Origin of the sequence: Geitlerinema sp. PCC 9228, from assembly GCF_001870905.1 — a bacterium.
Classification (GTDB): Bacteria; Cyanobacteriota; Cyanobacteriia; order Cyanobacteriales; family PCC-9228; genus PCC-9228.
Window position 1 is genome coordinate 1 of the sequence record NZ_LNDC01000063.1, and the last position, 18224, is coordinate 18224.

Sequence of the window (18224 nt, forward strand, 5' to 3'; positions counted from 1 at the left end):
TGATTTTGACGGCGGCTAAAGTCGCACGGGTCGCTTTTCATCCCTGCTTTAAAAAGTCAGGGCTTTCAAGCTCCCGATTCATGCGGTAAAAAAACAAGTTCCATTGCCACTGCGATCTAGAGAGGCCGTTCTGAGGAAAAAACTTTGCCAGCAGACAGACATCCAGCGATCGCTGCACACAGAAAAAAACCGCAGTCTGGGAACCCCCCACCCTCTGGCGTCACTTGCAAGTTGGGTAGCAGCAAGCCAGCAGTTACTTAGTTTCCTCAGCCGCAGACCCCCAGACCGAGACCCACAAGGCGCAAATATGGGTCCGTGTGGAAGGACTATTGCACCGCAGCCGGAACAGTTTTGGGTCGTACAGCGGGATGAACAGCAACAGTTATCCTCTGCCTATTTATTTTGAGGTGCAACCGCCCCAATCTACCAATGGCTTTTTTCCGATTTAGAGACACTTTTCGCCATCCAGAACAGTTACTGGGTGCCGGGTGTGGTGGTTGCGGGCATCTCCAACAACTGGGCATACAAATCGCTCAGTTGTTTGGCTACCCCTTCCCAACTAAACATAGATTCTACCCGATGGCGGGCATTTTCTCCCAAGCGATCGCGCCAGCTTTTATCCGCCAAAATCCGGTCGATGGCTTGGGCAAAGGCCACCTCATCCCTGGGAGGACATAGCAAACCCGTTTCCTCGGAAACCACGGTAAATTGCAATCCCCCCACATTGCTAGCCACCACCGGCGTCCCGCTGGCCATGGCTTCGATGGCTACCAAACCGAAAGGTTCGTAATGGCTGGGTTGGACGCACACATCGGCAGCGGCGTAATAGGTGGGTAGGTCTTCGTCAGCAATGCGACCGGGGAAACTGGTGATACCGTCGATACCGAGTTCGGTGGCAATGCCACAGATGCGATCGCGTTCGTTGCCATCGCTTTTTCCCGGCCGGTAGCCACCTCCCACAATCACGTGGACATCGCCGTCGAATTCTTGCAAAATTTGGGAACGACTGGCGGCGCGGACCATGGTTTCGATGCCTTTGCGGGGGTCGAACCGTCCTACATAAAAGAGAACTTTGGCATCGGGGGCAATATTGAGCTGTTTTCTCGCTTCGTTGCGGTTCATATGACCGAAGCGGTGGATATCGGTTCCGCAGGGAATAATATCGATCTGGCCTTTCTCAGACAGCAGCGATCGCATGTGTTCTTTTTCTTGGGGACTGGTGGCGACAATGCGTTCGGCAGTTTCCAAGCATTCTTTTTCCACTTGCAACCGCGTATCGGCAATCGGTGGGCGATCGCTGACATTTTGATACTTGACAGCACCTAGAGAATGATAGGTATGCACTTGCTGGCAAGCTTGGCGGCGTTTCAATTCCATCCCCACCCACGCCGACAGCCAGTAGTTGGTATGTACCAGCCGATATTGTCGGCCGTTTTCCTGTTGGAACTGTTGTAGCCGTTCCACAAACTCGGGCAAATAGTCAAAAATTTCGTCTCGGGGAACAAATTCTTTGGGACCAGCCACCAGGCGGATGGTACGACAGTTGCGATCGTGTTCGACCACAGGTTCGTCTCGCGCATCGGCGTAGCGCGTAAACATATCAACCTGCCACCCCAACTGCGCCAAAGCCATTCCCACTTCATAGACGTAAACATTTTGTCCGCCAGCTTCCTCTTTGCCGATTTCAATGGCGGGGTCGCCATGGACGGAAATCAGGGCAATACTAGGGGCATCTTGCTGGGCCATGATACCTTCTCCTTCGTATTTTGGTATTTTGCTGGGTGCATGCCACCCATTTTTTCTATTTCCTCAACGAGTCGCGACACAAGACCGTACCTTGTCTGCCAGGATACTATGTCTGCCGCCAAAAATTAAGGTACCCGCTCCCAAAGCGATCGAGCGATCGAAGAAGATGGGAAAAGAAGAAGTCGTTGGCTAGAAGTTCTGGCTGCTTCCTTGCCCACCCCTAGGCAAATGCTGCGAAAACACTTTAAAATAAATAGGCTGGCGAACAATGGTTGAGTCAAAGCAGCGTGCAAATCACATTTTTAGGAACCAGTTCTGGTGTCCCTACCCGAGCGCGGAATGTTTCCAGTGTTGCCCTGCGTTTGCCGCAGCGGGCGGAAATTTGGTTGTTTGACTGTGGGGAAGGTACCCAACATCAAGTATTGCGCAGCGATTTGAAAAGCAGCCAAATTACTCGGATTTTTGTTACCCACATGCATGGGGACCATATTTTTGGGTTGATGGGATTGCTGGCTAGCTGCGGGTTGGCAGGTATGCCCCACGAAATCCATATTTACGGTCCGGCGGCTTTGGAAGCATATTTGGATGCTTGCTGTCGCTACTCCCACACCCATTTTTCTTTTCCCATTCGCTTTCACCAGGTCAAACCAGGGGTGGTGTTTGAAGATAGGGAGTATCGCGCGATCGCAGGGCGACTGCACCACCGCATTCCGGCGTTTGGCTACCGCATTGAAGAAAAGGACCGCACCGGTCGCTTTGATGCGGCCAAGGCAAAAGCCCTGGGCATTCCCCCAGGACCGGTATATGGCAAACTCAAACAAGGGAAAACTGTTACTCTCGACGACGGTCGCTGCATTCGGGGAGCAGATTTGTGTGGACCGCCAGAGGTGGGGCGAAAGGTGGTTTACTGTACGGATACGATTTATTGCGAAGGCGCGGTGGAACTGGCACAAGATGCCGATGTTCTGATTCACGAAGCTACATTTGCTCACCAGGATGCCCCTTTGGCTTTTGAACGCTTGCATTCAACATCAACTATGGCAGCACAAGTGGCATTAGCTGCTCAAGTCAAACAGTTAATCATGACGCATTTTAGTCCCCGATATGCCCCTGGTAATTCTATTCAGCCGGAAGATTTGTTGTATGAGGCGCGAGCCATCTTTCCCCAGACCATTATGGCCCGCGATTTCCTCACCTACGAGGTACCTCGCCGCCAGGTAGCGATCGCCGAAAAAGAAGCCTAACCAAAGCCTAACGCGCCGCCGAGTTACAATCGTCCTCTAAGTGCTGGCAGCAGAGGGGAAATTCCCGAATCAGCTGGCTGACAGCGTTGTTTTCCGGCAGGTCCGCTGCTGTGGGGGCACTCGATGGCGGTGAAATTTCTGCAGGGCTGAGTTGGGAGTCACCATCGTCACTTTCCTGGCACTCCTGTTGCAGGCGATCGCGAATGCGTTGGAGTCGCTGTTGGGTACTGACAGGTTCCCGGGGAAAGGGCACTTCTGTATTTGGCCACTCAGGCAAATCGCTACAAGGGCAAGCCGCCGGCGACATTCCCCGAGTAGGCATGGGAACCGGCATGGTACAGCGGGCGCAACGCACGATTTCCCATGCCGAAGATAGCAATTCGTCAATGGTTTCTTCGGTGGCTTCTAGGTAGCAATCACCACTTTCGGGAGACAAAATGTACTGCCAGCATTGCTCGAATTCTTGACTGTAGCGATCGCCACGAATCACCGAACTAGGGCAAATCGCCTCCCGACCGTTGTGTAGAAACACTCGCTTGCCTAACTGAAACCAATAGGCTAAGTATTTTTTCACGGTATCTTGTGCAGCCATTTTGCTTGCACTCCTATTTCAATCTTGACTTTTCCATGGCTCTAATTTCATCTTATCGAATCTTTCTAGTCGCTCCCCTCGTCCGACGGTTGGATGGCTAGGGGAAATCCTAAAACACTCAAATTTAAAACCTGCCCGGCAACAATTAAATAAACCGGATGGGCAATTGCCCCCACGCGGCGAACCAACTCTCCCAAGCGATCGCGAAAATGACGCCCTTGCGGGTAAGGGGGAACCACACCCCATCCCACCTCCTCTGCTACCAAAATCACATCAGCCCTAGCATTTGCCAAACTTCTACAAAAGGCATTCTGCCAGCTTTGCCAGCTACGTTCGTTGGCATCAAGGAAATTGGCTACCCACGTACCCAACGAATCCACCAACAGGCAATAATTGCTATCTACCCGATCGACCGCGTCCGGCAACGCTACCGGAACCGACCAAGTTTGCCAGTGAGCAGGTCGTCTTTGTTGGTGTTTTTCAATTCTGGCGCACCAGTCTTCATCTTGCCAATCAACTCGGGCAGTTGCCACGTAAATAACGGGCTTTCCCCCTTGAATTGCCAAAGTTTCTGCCCATTCACTTTTTCCCGAACGCGCCGCCCCGGTTACCAAAACGACATTGCGGTTGGCCGTGGGGAAGTTGTCGTTTTTGGCGAAACTCATACCTTTTAAAATAGATCCATTTGCAACGCTGCGAGCTTAAATCAACATTAAAGATATCGTCAATCAAATCAAATTTTCCCGTACCCACCACCTGCTGGGGTGTACTTGACACAGAAAGCGATCGCCAAGGCGAATAGGTTTCCCAATTGGCGTACCAGCCAATATTGAGATAAAACAAAAACAGCCCGATCTAAAATAGCTATAGTGCTATGGACGGTGCCATCTGCTTACCTGAGACGGGCGCAAGTTGCCCACCGGCAGCAAGCTAACGCCAAATCCCCTTTCAAACCGCTATCTCGATCTTTCCATTGAGACCCATGCCAGAGCCTAAAATTTCTGCTGTTATTTGCACGCACAACCGCGACGGCTATCTAGGGGAAGCCATAGATAGTTTGCTAGCGCAAGAGTTTGAAGATTTTGAAATTATTGTGGTAGACAACGCTTCTACAGACCAAACCCGCCAGGTGGTAGAAACCAGACGGCCCAATCCGCGTTTGCGGTACATTTACGAAGAAAATTTGGGGCTAAACTTTGCCCGCAATCGGGGCGTGAAAGAAAGTAACGCTGCCATTATCGCCTACTTAGACGACGATGCGATCGCCACGCCTACTTGGCTGCAGCATATCTACGCCGTCTACCAAAACGATGCCGCTGTGGGGGCAGCAGGCGGTAAAATCGACCTAAGATGGCCCCAGAACTTGCACCCCCCTGCCTGGCTTTCCAAAAACCTCGCTGGCAACTTGGGAGATTACGATTTGGGCGACCAACTGCACTATATCGACCATCCCGGTTTGACGCCGCGGGGATTGAATTATTCCCTACGTCGGTCGGTCTGGGAACAGGTGGGGGGATTCGACCTCAAACTGGACCGTTCTGGCAGCCAAAAATTGCTCTCCAATGGCGATTTGTACATGACCCAACGCATCATGGAATGCGGCTGGAAAGTAGCTTACCTTCCCGAAGCTGTGGTTGCTCACCAAGTGTTTGCCAATCGCGTGAACAAACGTTGGTTTCTCAATCGCGGTTGGTGGCAAGGGATTAGCGAATACTACCGCGAAGAACTTTCTGGGGAAACGGGATCCGGTCGCATTTCCCGCGGCGGCGAACGTTTTTTGCGCGGGTTGGTAAAATACATCAAAAATGTCAACCATCCCGACCGACGCTTTGAAAACTTGGTGTATGCCTACGGACAGTTGGGGTATTTAACCTATCTGGTCAAAGGCATGTTCGTACCGGAAAAAGATTTGTAACCTAGTGGCGATCGCAGTTTTGGAACGAGGCAACGTGTCACAACAACCACCGACCATTTTAGTTACCGGCGGCGCTGGATACATCGGTTCCCATACGGTATTGGCGCTGCAAAATGCTGGCTATCGCGTCGTAGTCCTGGACAATTTGGTTTACGGTCACCGCGATTTGGCGGAACAGGTTTTGGGTGTCGATCTCATTGTGGGCCATACCAGCGATCGCGCTTTACTCGATCGTCTGTTTCAAACTTATTCCATTGAAGCAGTGATGCATTTTGCCGCCTATGCCTATGTCGGGGAATCGGTGGAAAATCCAGCCAAATATTACGAAAACAATGTGGTAGGAACCCTGGCTTTATTAGAAGCGATGGTGGCTGCCAATGTAAACAAGCTGGTGTTTTCTTCCACCTGTGCCACCTACGGCATTCCCACCACAGTTCCCATTCCCGAAGACCATCCCCAACATCCCATCAATCCCTACGGAAACAGCAAATGGATGGTGGAACGCATTTTAGGCGACTTTGACACGGCCTATGGGTTGAAATCCGTGTGTTTTCGCTATTTTAATGCCGCTGGTGCCGACCCGCAAGGGCGATTGGGAGAAGACCATACCCCGGAAACCCATTTAATCCCCCTGGTCTTATTTGCTGCTTTGGGAATTCGTGATTCCGTCAGTATTTTTGGCAGCGATTATCCCACTTATGATGGAACTTGCGTGCGCGATTATATCCATGTTAGCGATTTGGCAGATGCGCACGTTTTGGGGTTGGCATATTTACGCCAACAAGAAACCTCCAACGTGTTTAATTTAGGCAATGGCAATGGGTTTTCGGTACGGCAAGTCATTGATACGGCCAAACAAGTGACTGGGGTGGATTTGACCGTGAAAAGTAGCGATCGCCGTCCGGGAGACCCACCTATGTTGGTAGGTAGCGCCAGCAAAGCCAAAGAAATCCTCAACTGGCAACCCCAATACGCCGACTTGCAAAGCATTATCGCCCACGCCTGGCAGTGGCATCAAAAACGCCACAGCGCGCTGGCTGCTTCCACTGGCAAAACCTAGGTTCCCTTCGTACAACTATATTAGAGCATACTTATGTCCGGCAAAATCCCCATTTCTGTTCTCATTCCCGCCAAAAACGAACAAGCTAACTTACCAGCTTGTTTGAACAGTTTAGAACCGGCTGACGAAATTTTCTTGGTCGATTCCCAAAGCAGCGATCGCACGGTGGAAATTGCCGAAAGCTACGGCGCTCAGGTAGTCCAATTCCACTTTAACGGTTACTGGCCGAAAAAGAAAAACTGGTCCCTAGAAAATTTGCCCTTTCGTAACGAATGGGTTCTCATTGTAGACTGCGACGAACGCATCACGCCAGATTTATGGGAGGAAATGGCCGAGGCTATTCAAAATAGCGAATACAACGGTTACTACCTCAACCGCCGGGTCTTTTTCTTAGGCAAATGGATTCGCTATGGCGGCAAATATCCCGATTGGAACTTGCGGCTGTTTCGCCACCGCCTGGGTCGCTATGAAAATTTAGGTACGGAAGGGGTTCCCAATACCGGCGACAACGAAGTCCACGAACACGTGGTGTTGCCGGCGCAGGTAGGTTATCTCAAAAACGATATGATCCACGAAGATTTTCGGGATATTTACCACTGGATCGAACGCCACAACCGCTACTCTAATTGGGAAGCTAGGGTGTACTACAATTTGCTGTCGGGAAAACAGCAAAGCGATAGCATTGGCGCTGATTTTTTCGGAGATGCGGTCCAACGCAAGCGATTCCTCAAACTGATTTGGGTACGTTTGCCTGGGAAACCTTTACTACGTTTCATTTGGTTTTATATTATTAAATTGGGGCTTTTAGATGGCAGGGCTGGGTTGATTTACGCACGATTGCTCAGCCAGTACGAATACCAAATTGGCGTAAAACTATACGAACTGCGTCGTTTTGGCGGACAGCTGAATGTGGCAGTCGGCGACGAGAAAACCACAGCCACCCAGAAAGAACCCAGCCAATAAAGGCAAAATTCCCTCCAAACCAAGTACAAATGGCGAAAATTGTGAGTACAAATTTCGATCGAATCTCTCAAGCGGACATCGACACCACATCCCCCGCCAAAGTCGATTTAAGCCAGTACGACCAATCTTGGTACGACCGCGGACGTCCGGCTTGGTTGGTTTTTTGGTGGTGGTTGGTTCAAGCGATCGCATTTCCCCTGAGTCCCCACCCGTGGAACGGCTTTCGTAGCTGGTTGCTGCGGCGATTTGGCGCTAAAATTGGCAAGCAAACCGTTATTCGACCCACCGTTCGAGTAACCTATCCCTGGAAAGTCAAACTTGGGGACTACAGCTGGTTGGGAGATGATGTGGTTCTGTACAGCTTGGACCACATTTCCATCGGCGACCATTGCGTTATTTCCCAAGAATCTTACTTGTGTACCGGCAGCCACGATTTGAGCGATCGCTATTTCCATCTGATGGTCGCTCCCATTACCATAGGCAACGGCGTGTGGGTGGCTAGCGATTGTTTTGTGGGACCAGGGGTGCAAATTGGATCCAATACCACCATTGGGGCGCGCAGCAGCGTATTTAAAAACATTCCCGCCGGTTACGTTGCTTGGGGAACCCCTTGCAAACCCATGTATCCGCGTCCGTTTCGCGAAGCATCGCCAGGTTCGCCAACAGAAAACGGCAGCCAGCCATCCTGAAACGCTGCCATGAACTATTGTACGATGGAAGCCATCGGGGTGCGATCCGATTTTCCACTCCCAATTCCCCTGCGCATACGGATATCCGAATCTCCAAGTAGGGGCAATCCCGGCCACGCAAATGCGGCGCGATCGCCCAAAATTTAAAGTACGTGAAGTTACGCTGGGGAGAATATGACTGTCCTAGAACAAGGCAACATAAACATTCATACCGAGAATATATTTCCCATTATCAAGAAGTCCCTATATTCCAGCCACGAAATCTTCTTGCGGGAATTAATCTCCAACGCCGTAGACGCCATCTCCAAAGTCAAGATGGTATCTTATTCGGAAGACGTAAACGGAGAAGTGGGGGACGGCGAAATCCAAATTTCTATTGACAAAGAAAATAATACCCTTTCCGTCACCGACGATGGCATCGGCATGACCGCCGAAGAGGTAAAAAAATACATCAACCAAGTGGCTTTTTCCAGCGCCGAAGAATTCATTCAAAAATACCAAGCCGGTTCGGACCAACAAATCATCGGTCACTTTGGCTTGGGATTTTATTCTTCCTTCATGGTAGCCGATCGCGTCGAAATTGATACCCTATCCTACCGACCCGATGCCCAAGCCGTCCACTGGGTTTGCGACGGGTCTCCCGCTTTCACCCTAGAAGACTCTTCTCGAACCCAACGGGGAACTACCATCACCCTGCATTTACAGGAAGAAGAAAAAGAATATTTAGAACCAGAACGCATCAAGCAACTGGTAAAAAAATACTGTGACTTCATGCCAATTGCCATCAAACTCGATGGCGAACAAATCAACCGGCAAAAAGCCTTATGGCGGCAATCTCCCAAAGATTTAAGCAATGAAGACTATCTAGAATTTTATCGCTACCTGTATCCCTATCAAGAAGAACCCCTGTTGTGGGTTCACCTCAACACCGACTATCCCTTCCTGCTAAACGGCATTCTCTACTTCCCCAAACTGCGACCCGACATCGACGTTACCAAAAGCCAAATTAAACTGTTCTGCAATCAAGTCTACGTCAGCGATCGCACTGAAGACATCATTCCCAACTTCCTACTTCCCATGCGAGGGGTTATTGACAGTCCCGACATTCCCCTCAATGTCTCCCGTACTTCCCTACAAACCGACCGCACAGTTCGCCGTATTAGCGATTTTATCGCCAAAAAAGTCGCCGATCGCCTCAAATCTCTCTATCGAGAAAACCGGCAAAAATACATCGACTGCTGGCAAGACATCGGTACTTTCGTCAAATTCGGCTGCATCAACGACGAGAAATTCAAAAACCAAGTTCAAGATATTATCATCTTCAAAACAACCGCCGACTTGGGTTCGCCAGAACAACCGGAAGTTCAGGTACAATCGGAATCGGGAGATGCCTGGCAAGAAGCCAACCAATCTACCTCTAATACAGGAGACTCCTACACCACCCTGCAAGAATATCTAGACCGCAACCAAGACCGCCACGAAAATCAAGTTTTCTACTGCAGCGACCCAGTAACCCAAGCCAGTTTCGTGGAACTGCATAAAAGTCAGGGTTTGGAAGTCCTGTACATGGATTCGTTCATTGACCCCCACTTTATTTCCTTTTTAGAGAAGGAATACCAAGATGTGAAATTCTCCCGTGTAGACGCGGAAATCGACGACAAACTCATCGACAAAGACCAAGATTCGGAAATTGTCGATGCCAGCAGCCAGAAAACCCGCAACGAACAACTCAAAGAACTGTTCCAAAACGCCATCAACCAGCCGCAGCTGCAAATTCGCACAGAAGCCGTCAAAGGCGAAGACCCCAATAGTACCCCGCCGGTGATGATTCTGCTGCCGGAATCCATGCGTCGCCTGCGGGATATGAGTGCTATGATGGGTCAGGATATTTCCCAGCTTCCCGACAATCACATTCTCCTGGTGAATACTTCCCATCCGTTGATTAAGAATTTAGCTGAGTTAAGCCAAAGTTCTATTATCCAAGGTGGCGGTAGTTCTCCCTCGAAAGAACTGGCGAATATGTTATGCCAGCATCTGTACGATTTGGCGTTAATGTCGCAAAAAGGGGTTGATGCTGAAGGTATGAAATCTTTTGTGGAACGTTCCAACCAGGTGTTGACTCGCTTGACAGAAAAAGCTAATGGCTAGCTAGTTGCGTTCCTGCATGGGGGTGTGGGAGGAATGAAGTTCTCCCTACTTTCCCCATTTCTCCTATTTTTTTCTAGGCAAAATAAAATACTTGGCGATCGATATCACTTACCAGCACCACCAGGATTTTATCAAGCTCCTCCAGAAACAGCCAGTTGCCAGCAGCAGTGGCACTCCAACACCACCTTTTCCACCTTCAGCCATTTCAGGTATCATCAAACCGAACTTACTATCAATTGGAAAAAACAGTCTTGTTCCATCGCCAAATTCGTTGGATGGTCGCTGCGGTTTTATTTTTGTTGGCCTTGGGGATTGTTCTGCGTTTTGCCAACATCGAGGCAAAAACCTATTGGGTAGACGAAGCCTATACCCTGCTGCGGGTGGCTGGCTATACCGAAGCCGGCGTTATCGAAAAAACATTTAACGGTGAAATCCTCAGGGTTGCCGATTTGCAAAAGTATCAGTTTCCCAATGGCAACACCAGTTTTGCCGATACCTGGCGATCGCTTGCTGTGGAATCTCCCCAACATCCCCCTTTATTTTACCTAATGGCGCGGGCTTGGTTGCAAATCGGTTTTGATTCTGTCAGGAGTTTGTCAGCGGTTCTCAGTTTGCTAGTATTCCCCGGCATGGCATGGCTGGGATGGGAATTGTTTCGGTCGCGATGGGTAGCCATGGTGGGAATGGCTTTGCTGGCCATTTCACCGTTTCATTTATTATACGCCCAACAAGCGAAGGAATACAGTTTGTGGACGGGATTGCTTTTGCTAACCCATGCGGCGTTTTTGCGTGCTTTGCGAATTCCCCGCTGGCGAAATTGGGGAATTTATACGGGATTGCTGGCGGTGAGTTTCTATACGTTTCCGTTTTCGGGATTCATGGCGATCGCGTATGCAATATTTATTTTCCTACAAGCCACGCCCAAAAAACAAATCATCCGTTATTTTAGCACAACGGTCCTCGCGATCGCATTATTTTCCCCTTGGATAGAAATCACCTTCCACCATTTCCAGCAGGTAAAGCCAACCCTAGCGTGGACCTCCCAAGATTCTAATATTACCTTTCTCCTGGACCGTTGGTTTCTCAACCTCAGCCGATTCTTTTACGACTTTAACGAAGGATACGAAAATTCCCACCTTTCCATTATTTTATTGCTTTTGGTGGTTTTCTATTCCCTTTATTTTCTCTACCGCCACAGCAGCAATCCAACTTGGCAATTTGTCTTTTTAGGAATTGCCCTGGGGGGATTGCCACTCATGATTCTCGATATCTTATCTGGTGGTCTGCGTTCCGTGCAACCTCGTTATTTACTACCTGCCTACCTTGGTTTTCAAATTTCCGTTAGTTACCTGCTAGCCACCCAACTGCAAACCACACTTTCCCATCAAAAACATCGCGGTCGTTGGTTCGCGATCGCGCTTGCATTTACCCTCAGCGGCGTAGGTTCTTGTTTGGCCATTGTACCAGCGGAGTTTTGGTGGAACCAAGGACCAATCAAAAGCAAATACAATCCCGAAATTGCCGAAATTGTCAACCAAGCCAGCCATCCCCTCCTCATTGCTGACGATTCCACCCGCCTCAGCGATAGTTTCGCCTGTCGTATCTTGGCACTAAGTCACTCACTGCGACCCAACATACATTTGTTGCTACTCCGCCAACCCAATTTCCCGCCCCTACCGACAACAAAGTTCGATAATCTATTTATATTCTCTCCCGCACCTTGGTTGTCGCAAGCCGCCAAAGACCGACCCAACTTGACCTTGCAAACAATTTTCCACCAGCGTCGCTTTCATCTGCTGCAAGTACAAACCGTTTCCCAACCGTAATCTTGTGTTCCCATCCCATAGCCTGTATGTTGGGGACGGCTGTTGTTAGAATTCCTGAAAAATTATGAGAAATTGGCGCTTGCTGGGCAAAATCTGCATAGCAACCCTCTTGCTAGCTTTGGTTTGGTCTACTCCCGTACAAGCTAGCAACTTACCCACCCACAGCGAACTGCGAACCACTCTCAAAGAAGTTGTCAACGAAGATAACGGTGGTTTGGGATTGAACATGTGGGCAACGGTAGTTGACCGCGATGGTACCGTTCAAGCAGTTGTGTATACAGGAACCAACCGCGGCGACCAATGGCCGGGAAGTCGGGTCATTGCCGCCCAAAAAGCCAATACTGCCAATGCTTTTAGTTTACCAGCGCTGGCGCTTTCCACGGCCAATTTATTTTCCGCGGTACAACCAGGAGAAACGCTGTTTGGTTTGCAATTTAGCAATCCAGTAAACCCCAATGTCGCCTATGCTGGTCCTGTGGAAAACATTGGTACGGCCAACGACCCCATGGTTGGTAAAAGAATTGGTGGTGTAAATGTATTTGGCGGCGGTTTGCCTTTATATGACTCAGAAGGCACCTTATTAGGGGCCTTGGGAGTCAGTGGCGATTATTCTTGCGCGGACCATATTATTGCTTGGAAGGTTCGCTACAATTTGAATTTGGATAACGTTCCCAAAGGGGTTAGTTCCACCAAAGATGATAATATTGTGTACGATATTGCCATCGATAGCGAGACGGGTCAGAAAGACAGCGCTAGCGGTTGGGGACACCCAGAATGCGCGCCGGGAACCACCAAAATTGGTGAAAAATTGCCGAAAACCTATCCTACTGGTCCCGAGTCATAGTCAAACTATCTCATTTGGTGAGGTAGGCTGCGGCTAGTTAGAGTAACAAAGATTTTTTGTCTCCCCTAATGTTCTGAAAAAGCAGTTAGGGGAGATTTTGGCGCTTTTTCCACTATTGTTGGTATATTATACCTTAATTGAGGGATTTTTGTAGGAGAAAGCTTCGCAAATCGCTCTTACCAGGTGATTCGGAAAATTCCAGACAATCGCTGTTTTTTTAATAGGAGGAGGCGTAGTTTTGCCAGCGTTGGAGTCTCCACGCTAAGCGTTTCTCATGGAAAAATATCTTTTGGATCTTCCAAATTGGTATATTATTAAGATTTGGTGATAATTGTAAAGGGGATTTTGATTTTGATTGAGTTTTCATAAGTAAACTGGTCCAATCCAAGCAAAGTTTTTATATAATTAGATTTACGGGTACTATTTTAAAAGCTCTCTCTATATTTTTTTCGGTGAAGGGAGATGGATTTGGGGGATACAGGCGATGCCTTCGCTTTATCAATTGGGGAAAACGTAGAAGCTTTGGTTTTTGAGTCTGTCAGTTTATGTCTAGCGAATATATGAACCCCAAGACGAACAATGTCAATGGTTCTTCTATCGAGGAAACCAGACAACTACGCCGACGCATTTCTCAGTTGGAGTCAGAAGTAGCCAAATACCAAGAAAAGGAAAAGCGCCTTCTAGCTGCCAACCAGCGCCTGCAAGCTTGCTTGCAAGAAAAACAAGGTGTAAAATCCAAGCAAGATGAATTTTGGAATTTGCTTAGAAAAGAGAAAATAAGTGCAATCGCGGCGGATACGGTCTCTATGTTTTTCTTTGCCACAGACAGCCACGGCTGCTTGACCCTGCTAGAAGGCAAAGGATTGTTATTTTTACCGAGTTTGCCGGCAGACCCCAGCCAACTTCTCGGTCAGCGCGCCGATTGGCTTTTTGGTTATATAGATAATTTTTTAGCTGCGGCGAAACAAAAAACAGAAAGACCGCATACAAATACAATTCTCATAGACAATATTCTTTGGGAAATTTGCTACGAACCCAAATACAATTATCGAGGAGAGTTAGAGGAAATTGTGGGTGTGGCTGTGGATACCCGCGATCGCCAGCGCGCCAATCGGTTATCTTTAATCGTAGAGCAAAATCCCATTGGAATTATCGAGTTGGATGCCAATTGGTGTGTAGAAAGTTGGAATCCAGCAGCAGAAAAGATTTTTGGCTACAGTGCCAGCGAAATCCTTGGTCAACCAGTTTTTGATTATCTGGTTCCTGAAGGTAGCATCCAGCAGGTGTCCCAAAGTATAGACCATCTCGTACAACAACAAGGCAGTCACTCCAGCATCAACCAAAATATTACCAAAGATGGCAGCATCATTATTTGCGATTGGCACAATACGCCACTGGTGGACGAAAATGGAGATTTGGTGGGTGTCCTTTGTATGGTAAGCGATATTAGCGATCGCTACCATGCAGAGGCAAAACTGCGGGAAAGCGAGAAAAAATTTAGTTCTCTGTTCCAATTTAGCAATGATGGCATTTTTCTCATTAACGAAACTGGCAAGATTGTGGATATCAATCAAAGAGGGTTAGAACAGTTTGGCTACAGTTACGAAGAAATCCTGCAGAAAAGCATCCAGTATTTGCATCCGCCATCGTCAATTCCCACCAGCAATTGGGCTTTTCAAGAGTTGTTAGAAAAAGGCGTTGTTCGCTTTGAAACCGAGTGCCAACGCCGCGATGGCAGTATTTTTCCGGTGGATATATCCGCTAGAAAAATCGATTTGGACGGAGAAATGCTGATTCAAGGAAATATACGCGATATTAGCGATCGCTTGGAAGCCGAAAAAGCTTTGCGAGAAAGCGAACAGAGGTTGCGTGATGTTAGCGAAGCCGCTGGCGAATATTTATGGGAAGTAGATGCCAACGCTGTTTATACTTTTGTCACCGAACGTCAGCAGACGTAAAAGGATATTCTCCTGACGAACTTTTAGGACATACGCCGTTTGAGTTTATGCTAGAGGAGGATATTCCCCAGGTCACAGCTATTCTGGAAGATGCGATCGCGCATGGTAGAAATTTTACTCTAGAACACCGAGATATTACTCCTTCGGGAGAGATTGTTTGGGAACAAGTAAATGGCGTCCTACTTTTCAACGAACGCGGCGAACATATCGGCTTTCGCGGTGCTGGCATGAGTATCACCGAACGCAAGCAAGCCGAACTGCAACTTCGCCAGCAAGCCCAAGATTTGGAAAATACCTTACAAAGATTGCAACAAACCCAAACACAGCTGGTACAAAACGAAAAAATGTCCAGTTTGGGACAGTTGGTTGCTGGCATAGCTCATGAAATCAACAATCCTGCTAATTTTGTTTACGGAAATCTGATTCACGCACAGGGGTATATAAAAGACTTGCTAGAAGCAATTTATGCATACCAAGAACACTATCCCGAACCCACCTCAGAAATCCAAGACCTTTTAGAGGATATCGACCTGGAATACTTACAAAACGACCTTCCCCAACTACTGAATTCCATGCAAAACGGTGCCAAACGCATCCAGAATATTGTTCTTGCCTTGCGCAACTTTTCTCGCCTCGACGAATCCGAGTACAAAAGTGTCAATATTCATGAGGGAATTGAGAGTACGCTCATGGTTTTACAAAACCGTCTGAAAGCGAATACCTATCGACCTGCCATTCAAGCGATCGCTGAATACGGCGATTTACCGCTGGTAGAATGCTATCCCGGAGATTTGAATCAAGTTTTTATGAATGTTATTGGCAACGCGATTGATGCGTTGGATGAAAAGGCAGCTTCCCGTAGCTATCAAGAAAATACCCACGATCCCTGTCAGATTAAGATTACCACAACCCAGATAGATGGGGAATGGGTGCGAGTGTGTATCGATGACAATGGCATTGGGATGTCAAAGGAAATACAGCAGAAAGCATTTGACCCGTTCTTTACGACCAAATCTGTAGGAAAAGGTACAGGATTGGGAATGTCTATTAGCTATCAAATTATCACCCAGCAGCATCAAGGATATTTGCAGTTTTCCTCAACGCCAGGGGAAGGAACGCAGGTTACCATTGAAATTCCTCAGAAGCTAGAGTATTTTCCTTGGCAAGCTGCCAACTCGTAAATCAACCAAAGCTCAGCCAATAAAAAAAAGAGGTTGACATTGATGTTGAACCCTTGGTATTTTTTATCATTGAGGCATTGATATATTTCAATTCGCTACTATTATTAAATTATCTGTGTGCTTAACGAATCAATCTATAGAAGTAATAGAATGAATGCCAAATATTCTAGAGACCATCGGTTATAACATTAAGCGATCGCTTACCCAAGCATTGAAGTCAAGAAGTTCTTGCAAAGCGTACAGGTATGCATCGTAATTCCGTTGGGGAAATGGAACGTGGAAATTGGCGTGTTACCAGAGGAATTGTTGAAAAGTAGAATCCCAGTAGATAATGACTGAATATACTGCTTGTAAACCGATTATTCCCGATCCACAGAAATTCAACTCTCAAGCCAAATTACCCTACGGTTTGACTGTCGATAATATTAAAAGTGTACTTGAAGAATATGTAGACTTTCTTAGCTTCATCAACAGTCAGCTACATACTAGGAAAATACCACGGCTTGAGAGTTTTTTGATGCCGGCCACTTTTAGCGGCATTGTAGGAGAATTTATGAACTTCAGCATACCAAAATACTGCAATTCATTAGTTAAGAATCAATATCACAATGGTCACCCAGACTTAATTCCAATTAATGTCTTTCCACAGAATGCTGTTCAATATTCAGATCGAGGCATTGAAGTTAAGGCTTCTCGGTATATGTCTAGATGGCAAGGACATAACCCTGAAGCAATATGGTTAATGGTTTTCTGCTTTGATAGTAACAAATTAGAAGATCCAGGAAAAGATATCAAACCAAAACCATTTAAGTTCTTAGCTGTTTATGCTGCAAAGCTCAATCGTGATGATTGGAATTTTTCAGGTCGCTCAAAAACAAGTCGGCGAACCAGTACCGCTACTGTCAATAATAAGGGTTTGTTAAAAATGAAGTCCAACTGGATTTACGAAGATATATCAAAGTGATAGTGATAGTTGACCCTCTAGATCGTTAGCGTGTATTGATTTTAATTTAGGAACTGCTTGTTCGGCCATTTGGTAGTAACTTTCAAAACGTTCCGTACCAACACTGGAGTAGCCAACTGCTTCGGCAGCTGCAAGCGTTGAACCCGATCCCATAAAAGGATCCATAACAATACCTTCCCCCAAAGGAAGTGCTGCATAGACAATTTTTCTCATAAAAGACTGAGGTTTTAGACTTGGATGGTTGGCAATCTTTCTTTCAAACTTAGGTGTTCGCTCGCTTGGTATAACATCTTCAAATGGTATGGAACTGGATATTCTTCTTAACCCACCTGTTTTGTATTCTTTTAAACACTCTGCTAACGTCATTTTAGCTGGTAGCGGCTTACGAAAAATTCCCCACGGTTCGTAACAGCCTCTTGGAAGAGAGCAAACGTCTGGGAACTCCGATTCTGCATTTTTAGGTTTATCGCCACCTCTCATAGTCCGAACAAGTCGTATGAGAGTACTCCGGTATTCTAAACCTCCGCTTGATAACGCTTCAAATACTAGGGGGGATAGAAAGCTATTCGTTGCAATAAAAACATGTCCCCCAGGAACCAGAGGTTTCATTATTGTCTTAGTCCACTCAATAAAAAAACGGCGTATCTGACATCTCTCTTGCTCGTTTAGCGCCGTAAATCGAGGCAATGGAGAGCGAATATTTCCGTCAAAGGAAGGTGGAATTCTCCAAACGCCACCGTTGCCCTTACTTAGCTTTTTCAGTTGGTCAAAGTCATATTCTTTCACACCATAGGGAGGATCGGTTACAATAGCATGAATTGAATTTTCGCTGAGCTGCCCCAAAAACTCAAGGCAATCAGCATGAATTCCTGTAGCTTCGCCGTTTTTGAAGAAAGTATAGTTATTAGGAATTTTCAGCATTAGATTACGAGCGAAGTGCATACATCCAATAATAATAACGAATTAAATTATCATTTTTGGGTAAAATTGTCAACCCATATTCAAAGCATACAAAAAATAATTGAGGGATTTCTGTAGGAGATCAACGCGTGAGTAAGGGCGCTTCGCGTGAGTAGGGGCGCTTCGCGAAGCAC

Annotated in this window: 15 protein-coding genes; 11 read left to right on the forward strand and 4 right to left on the reverse strand. The window is 47.4% G+C overall.

The window, feature by feature from the left end:
• Nucleotides 1–474: 474 nt before the first annotated feature.
• Entirely contained in the window at nt 475–1746 is a 1272-nt protein-coding gene (locus tag AS151_RS04805; protein WP_071515917.1) for a glycosyltransferase family 1 protein, read from the reverse strand.
• Nucleotides 1747–2033: 287 nt separating this feature from the next.
• On the opposite strand from AS151_RS04805, the gene AS151_RS04810 reads away from it, so the two are divergent.
• A complete protein-coding gene (locus AS151_RS04810) occupies nt 2034–2990 on the forward strand; it encodes a ribonuclease Z (protein ID WP_071515940.1) in 957 nt (318 codons plus the stop codon).
• 7 nt (nt 2991–2997) lie between these two features.
• Here AS151_RS04810 and AS151_RS04815 read toward each other — a convergent pair whose 3' ends face one another.
• Both AS151_RS04815 and cobU read right to left on the reverse strand, forming a co-directional pair.
• Nucleotides 2998–3582 (reverse strand): hypothetical protein, encoded by a 585-nt coding sequence (locus tag AS151_RS04815; protein WP_071515918.1) that lies wholly within the window; start codon nt 3580–3582, stop codon nt 2998–3000.
• A gap of 65 nt (nt 3583–3647) precedes the next feature.
• Nucleotides 3648–4247, reverse strand: coding sequence for a bifunctional adenosylcobinamide kinase/adenosylcobinamide-phosphate guanylyltransferase (gene cobU / locus AS151_RS04820; RefSeq protein WP_071515919.1), 600 nt, complete (start codon nt 4245–4247; stop codon nt 3648–3650).
• Between the two features lie 317 nt (nt 4248–4564).
• On the opposite strand from cobU, the gene AS151_RS04825 reads away from it, so the two are divergent.
• The 10 genes from AS151_RS04825 (at nt 4565) to AS151_RS04870 (ending at nt 17130) form a co-directional block, all read left to right on the forward strand.
• Complete coding sequence (locus AS151_RS04825) at nt 4565–5497, forward strand: glycosyltransferase (protein ID WP_071515920.1); 933 nt, start codon at nt 4565–4567, stop codon at nt 5495–5497.
• A 34-nt stretch (nt 5498–5531) separates the two neighbouring features.
• Nucleotides 5532–6557 (forward strand): UDP-glucose 4-epimerase GalE, encoded by a 1026-nt coding sequence (gene galE, locus AS151_RS04830; RefSeq protein WP_071515941.1) that lies wholly within the window; start codon nt 5532–5534, stop codon nt 6555–6557.
• A 33-nt stretch (nt 6558–6590) separates the two neighbouring features.
• Nucleotides 6591–7520, forward strand: a complete 930-nt coding sequence (locus AS151_RS04835) for a glycosyltransferase family 2 protein (RefSeq protein ID WP_071515921.1) — start codon at nt 6591–6593, stop codon at nt 7518–7520.
• Nucleotides 7521–7549: 29 nt separating this feature from the next.
• Nucleotides 7550–8209: a hormogonium polysaccharide biosynthesis acetyltransferase HpsU gene (gene hpsU / locus AS151_RS04840; RefSeq protein WP_084639405.1), complete on the forward strand. Its 660-nt coding sequence runs from the start codon at nt 7550–7552 to the stop codon at nt 8207–8209.
• A 174-nt stretch (nt 8210–8383) separates the two neighbouring features.
• Nucleotides 8384–10357 (forward strand): molecular chaperone HtpG, encoded by a 1974-nt coding sequence (gene htpG, locus AS151_RS04845; protein ID WP_071515922.1) that lies wholly within the window; start codon nt 8384–8386, stop codon nt 10355–10357.
• 251 nt (nt 10358–10608) lie between these two features.
• Nucleotides 10609–12183, forward strand: a complete 1575-nt coding sequence (locus AS151_RS04850; protein ID WP_071515923.1) for a glycosyltransferase family 39 protein — start codon at nt 10609–10611, stop codon at nt 12181–12183.
• A 64-nt stretch (nt 12184–12247) separates the two neighbouring features.
• Entirely contained in the window at nt 12248–13027 is a 780-nt protein-coding gene (locus AS151_RS04855; RefSeq protein ID WP_084639406.1) for a heme-binding protein, read from the forward strand.
• 545 nt (nt 13028–13572) lie between these two features.
• Complete coding sequence (locus tag AS151_RS04860) at nt 13573–14985, forward strand: PAS domain-containing protein (protein WP_071515924.1); 1413 nt, start codon at nt 13573–13575, stop codon at nt 14983–14985.
• A complete protein-coding gene (locus AS151_RS04865) occupies nt 14928–16166 on the forward strand; it encodes an ATP-binding protein (RefSeq protein WP_084639407.1) in 1239 nt (412 codons plus the stop codon). The genes AS151_RS04860 and AS151_RS04865 overlap by 58 nt, the downstream gene beginning before the upstream one ends.
• A gap of 331 nt (nt 16167–16497) precedes the next feature.
• Nucleotides 16498–17130: a hypothetical protein gene (locus AS151_RS04870; protein WP_071515926.1), complete on the forward strand. Its 633-nt coding sequence runs from the start codon at nt 16498–16500 to the stop codon at nt 17128–17130.
• Here AS151_RS04870 and AS151_RS04875 read toward each other — a convergent pair.
• Nucleotides 17122–18051 carry a DNA methyltransferase gene (locus tag AS151_RS04875; protein WP_071515944.1) on the reverse strand — a complete coding sequence of 310 codons (930 nt, stop codon included), beginning with the start codon at nt 18049–18051 and terminating at the stop codon, nt 17122–17124. The two genes, AS151_RS04870 and AS151_RS04875, sit on opposite strands and share 9 nt — an antisense overlap.
• Between the last annotated feature and the right edge of the window lie 173 nt (nt 18052–18224).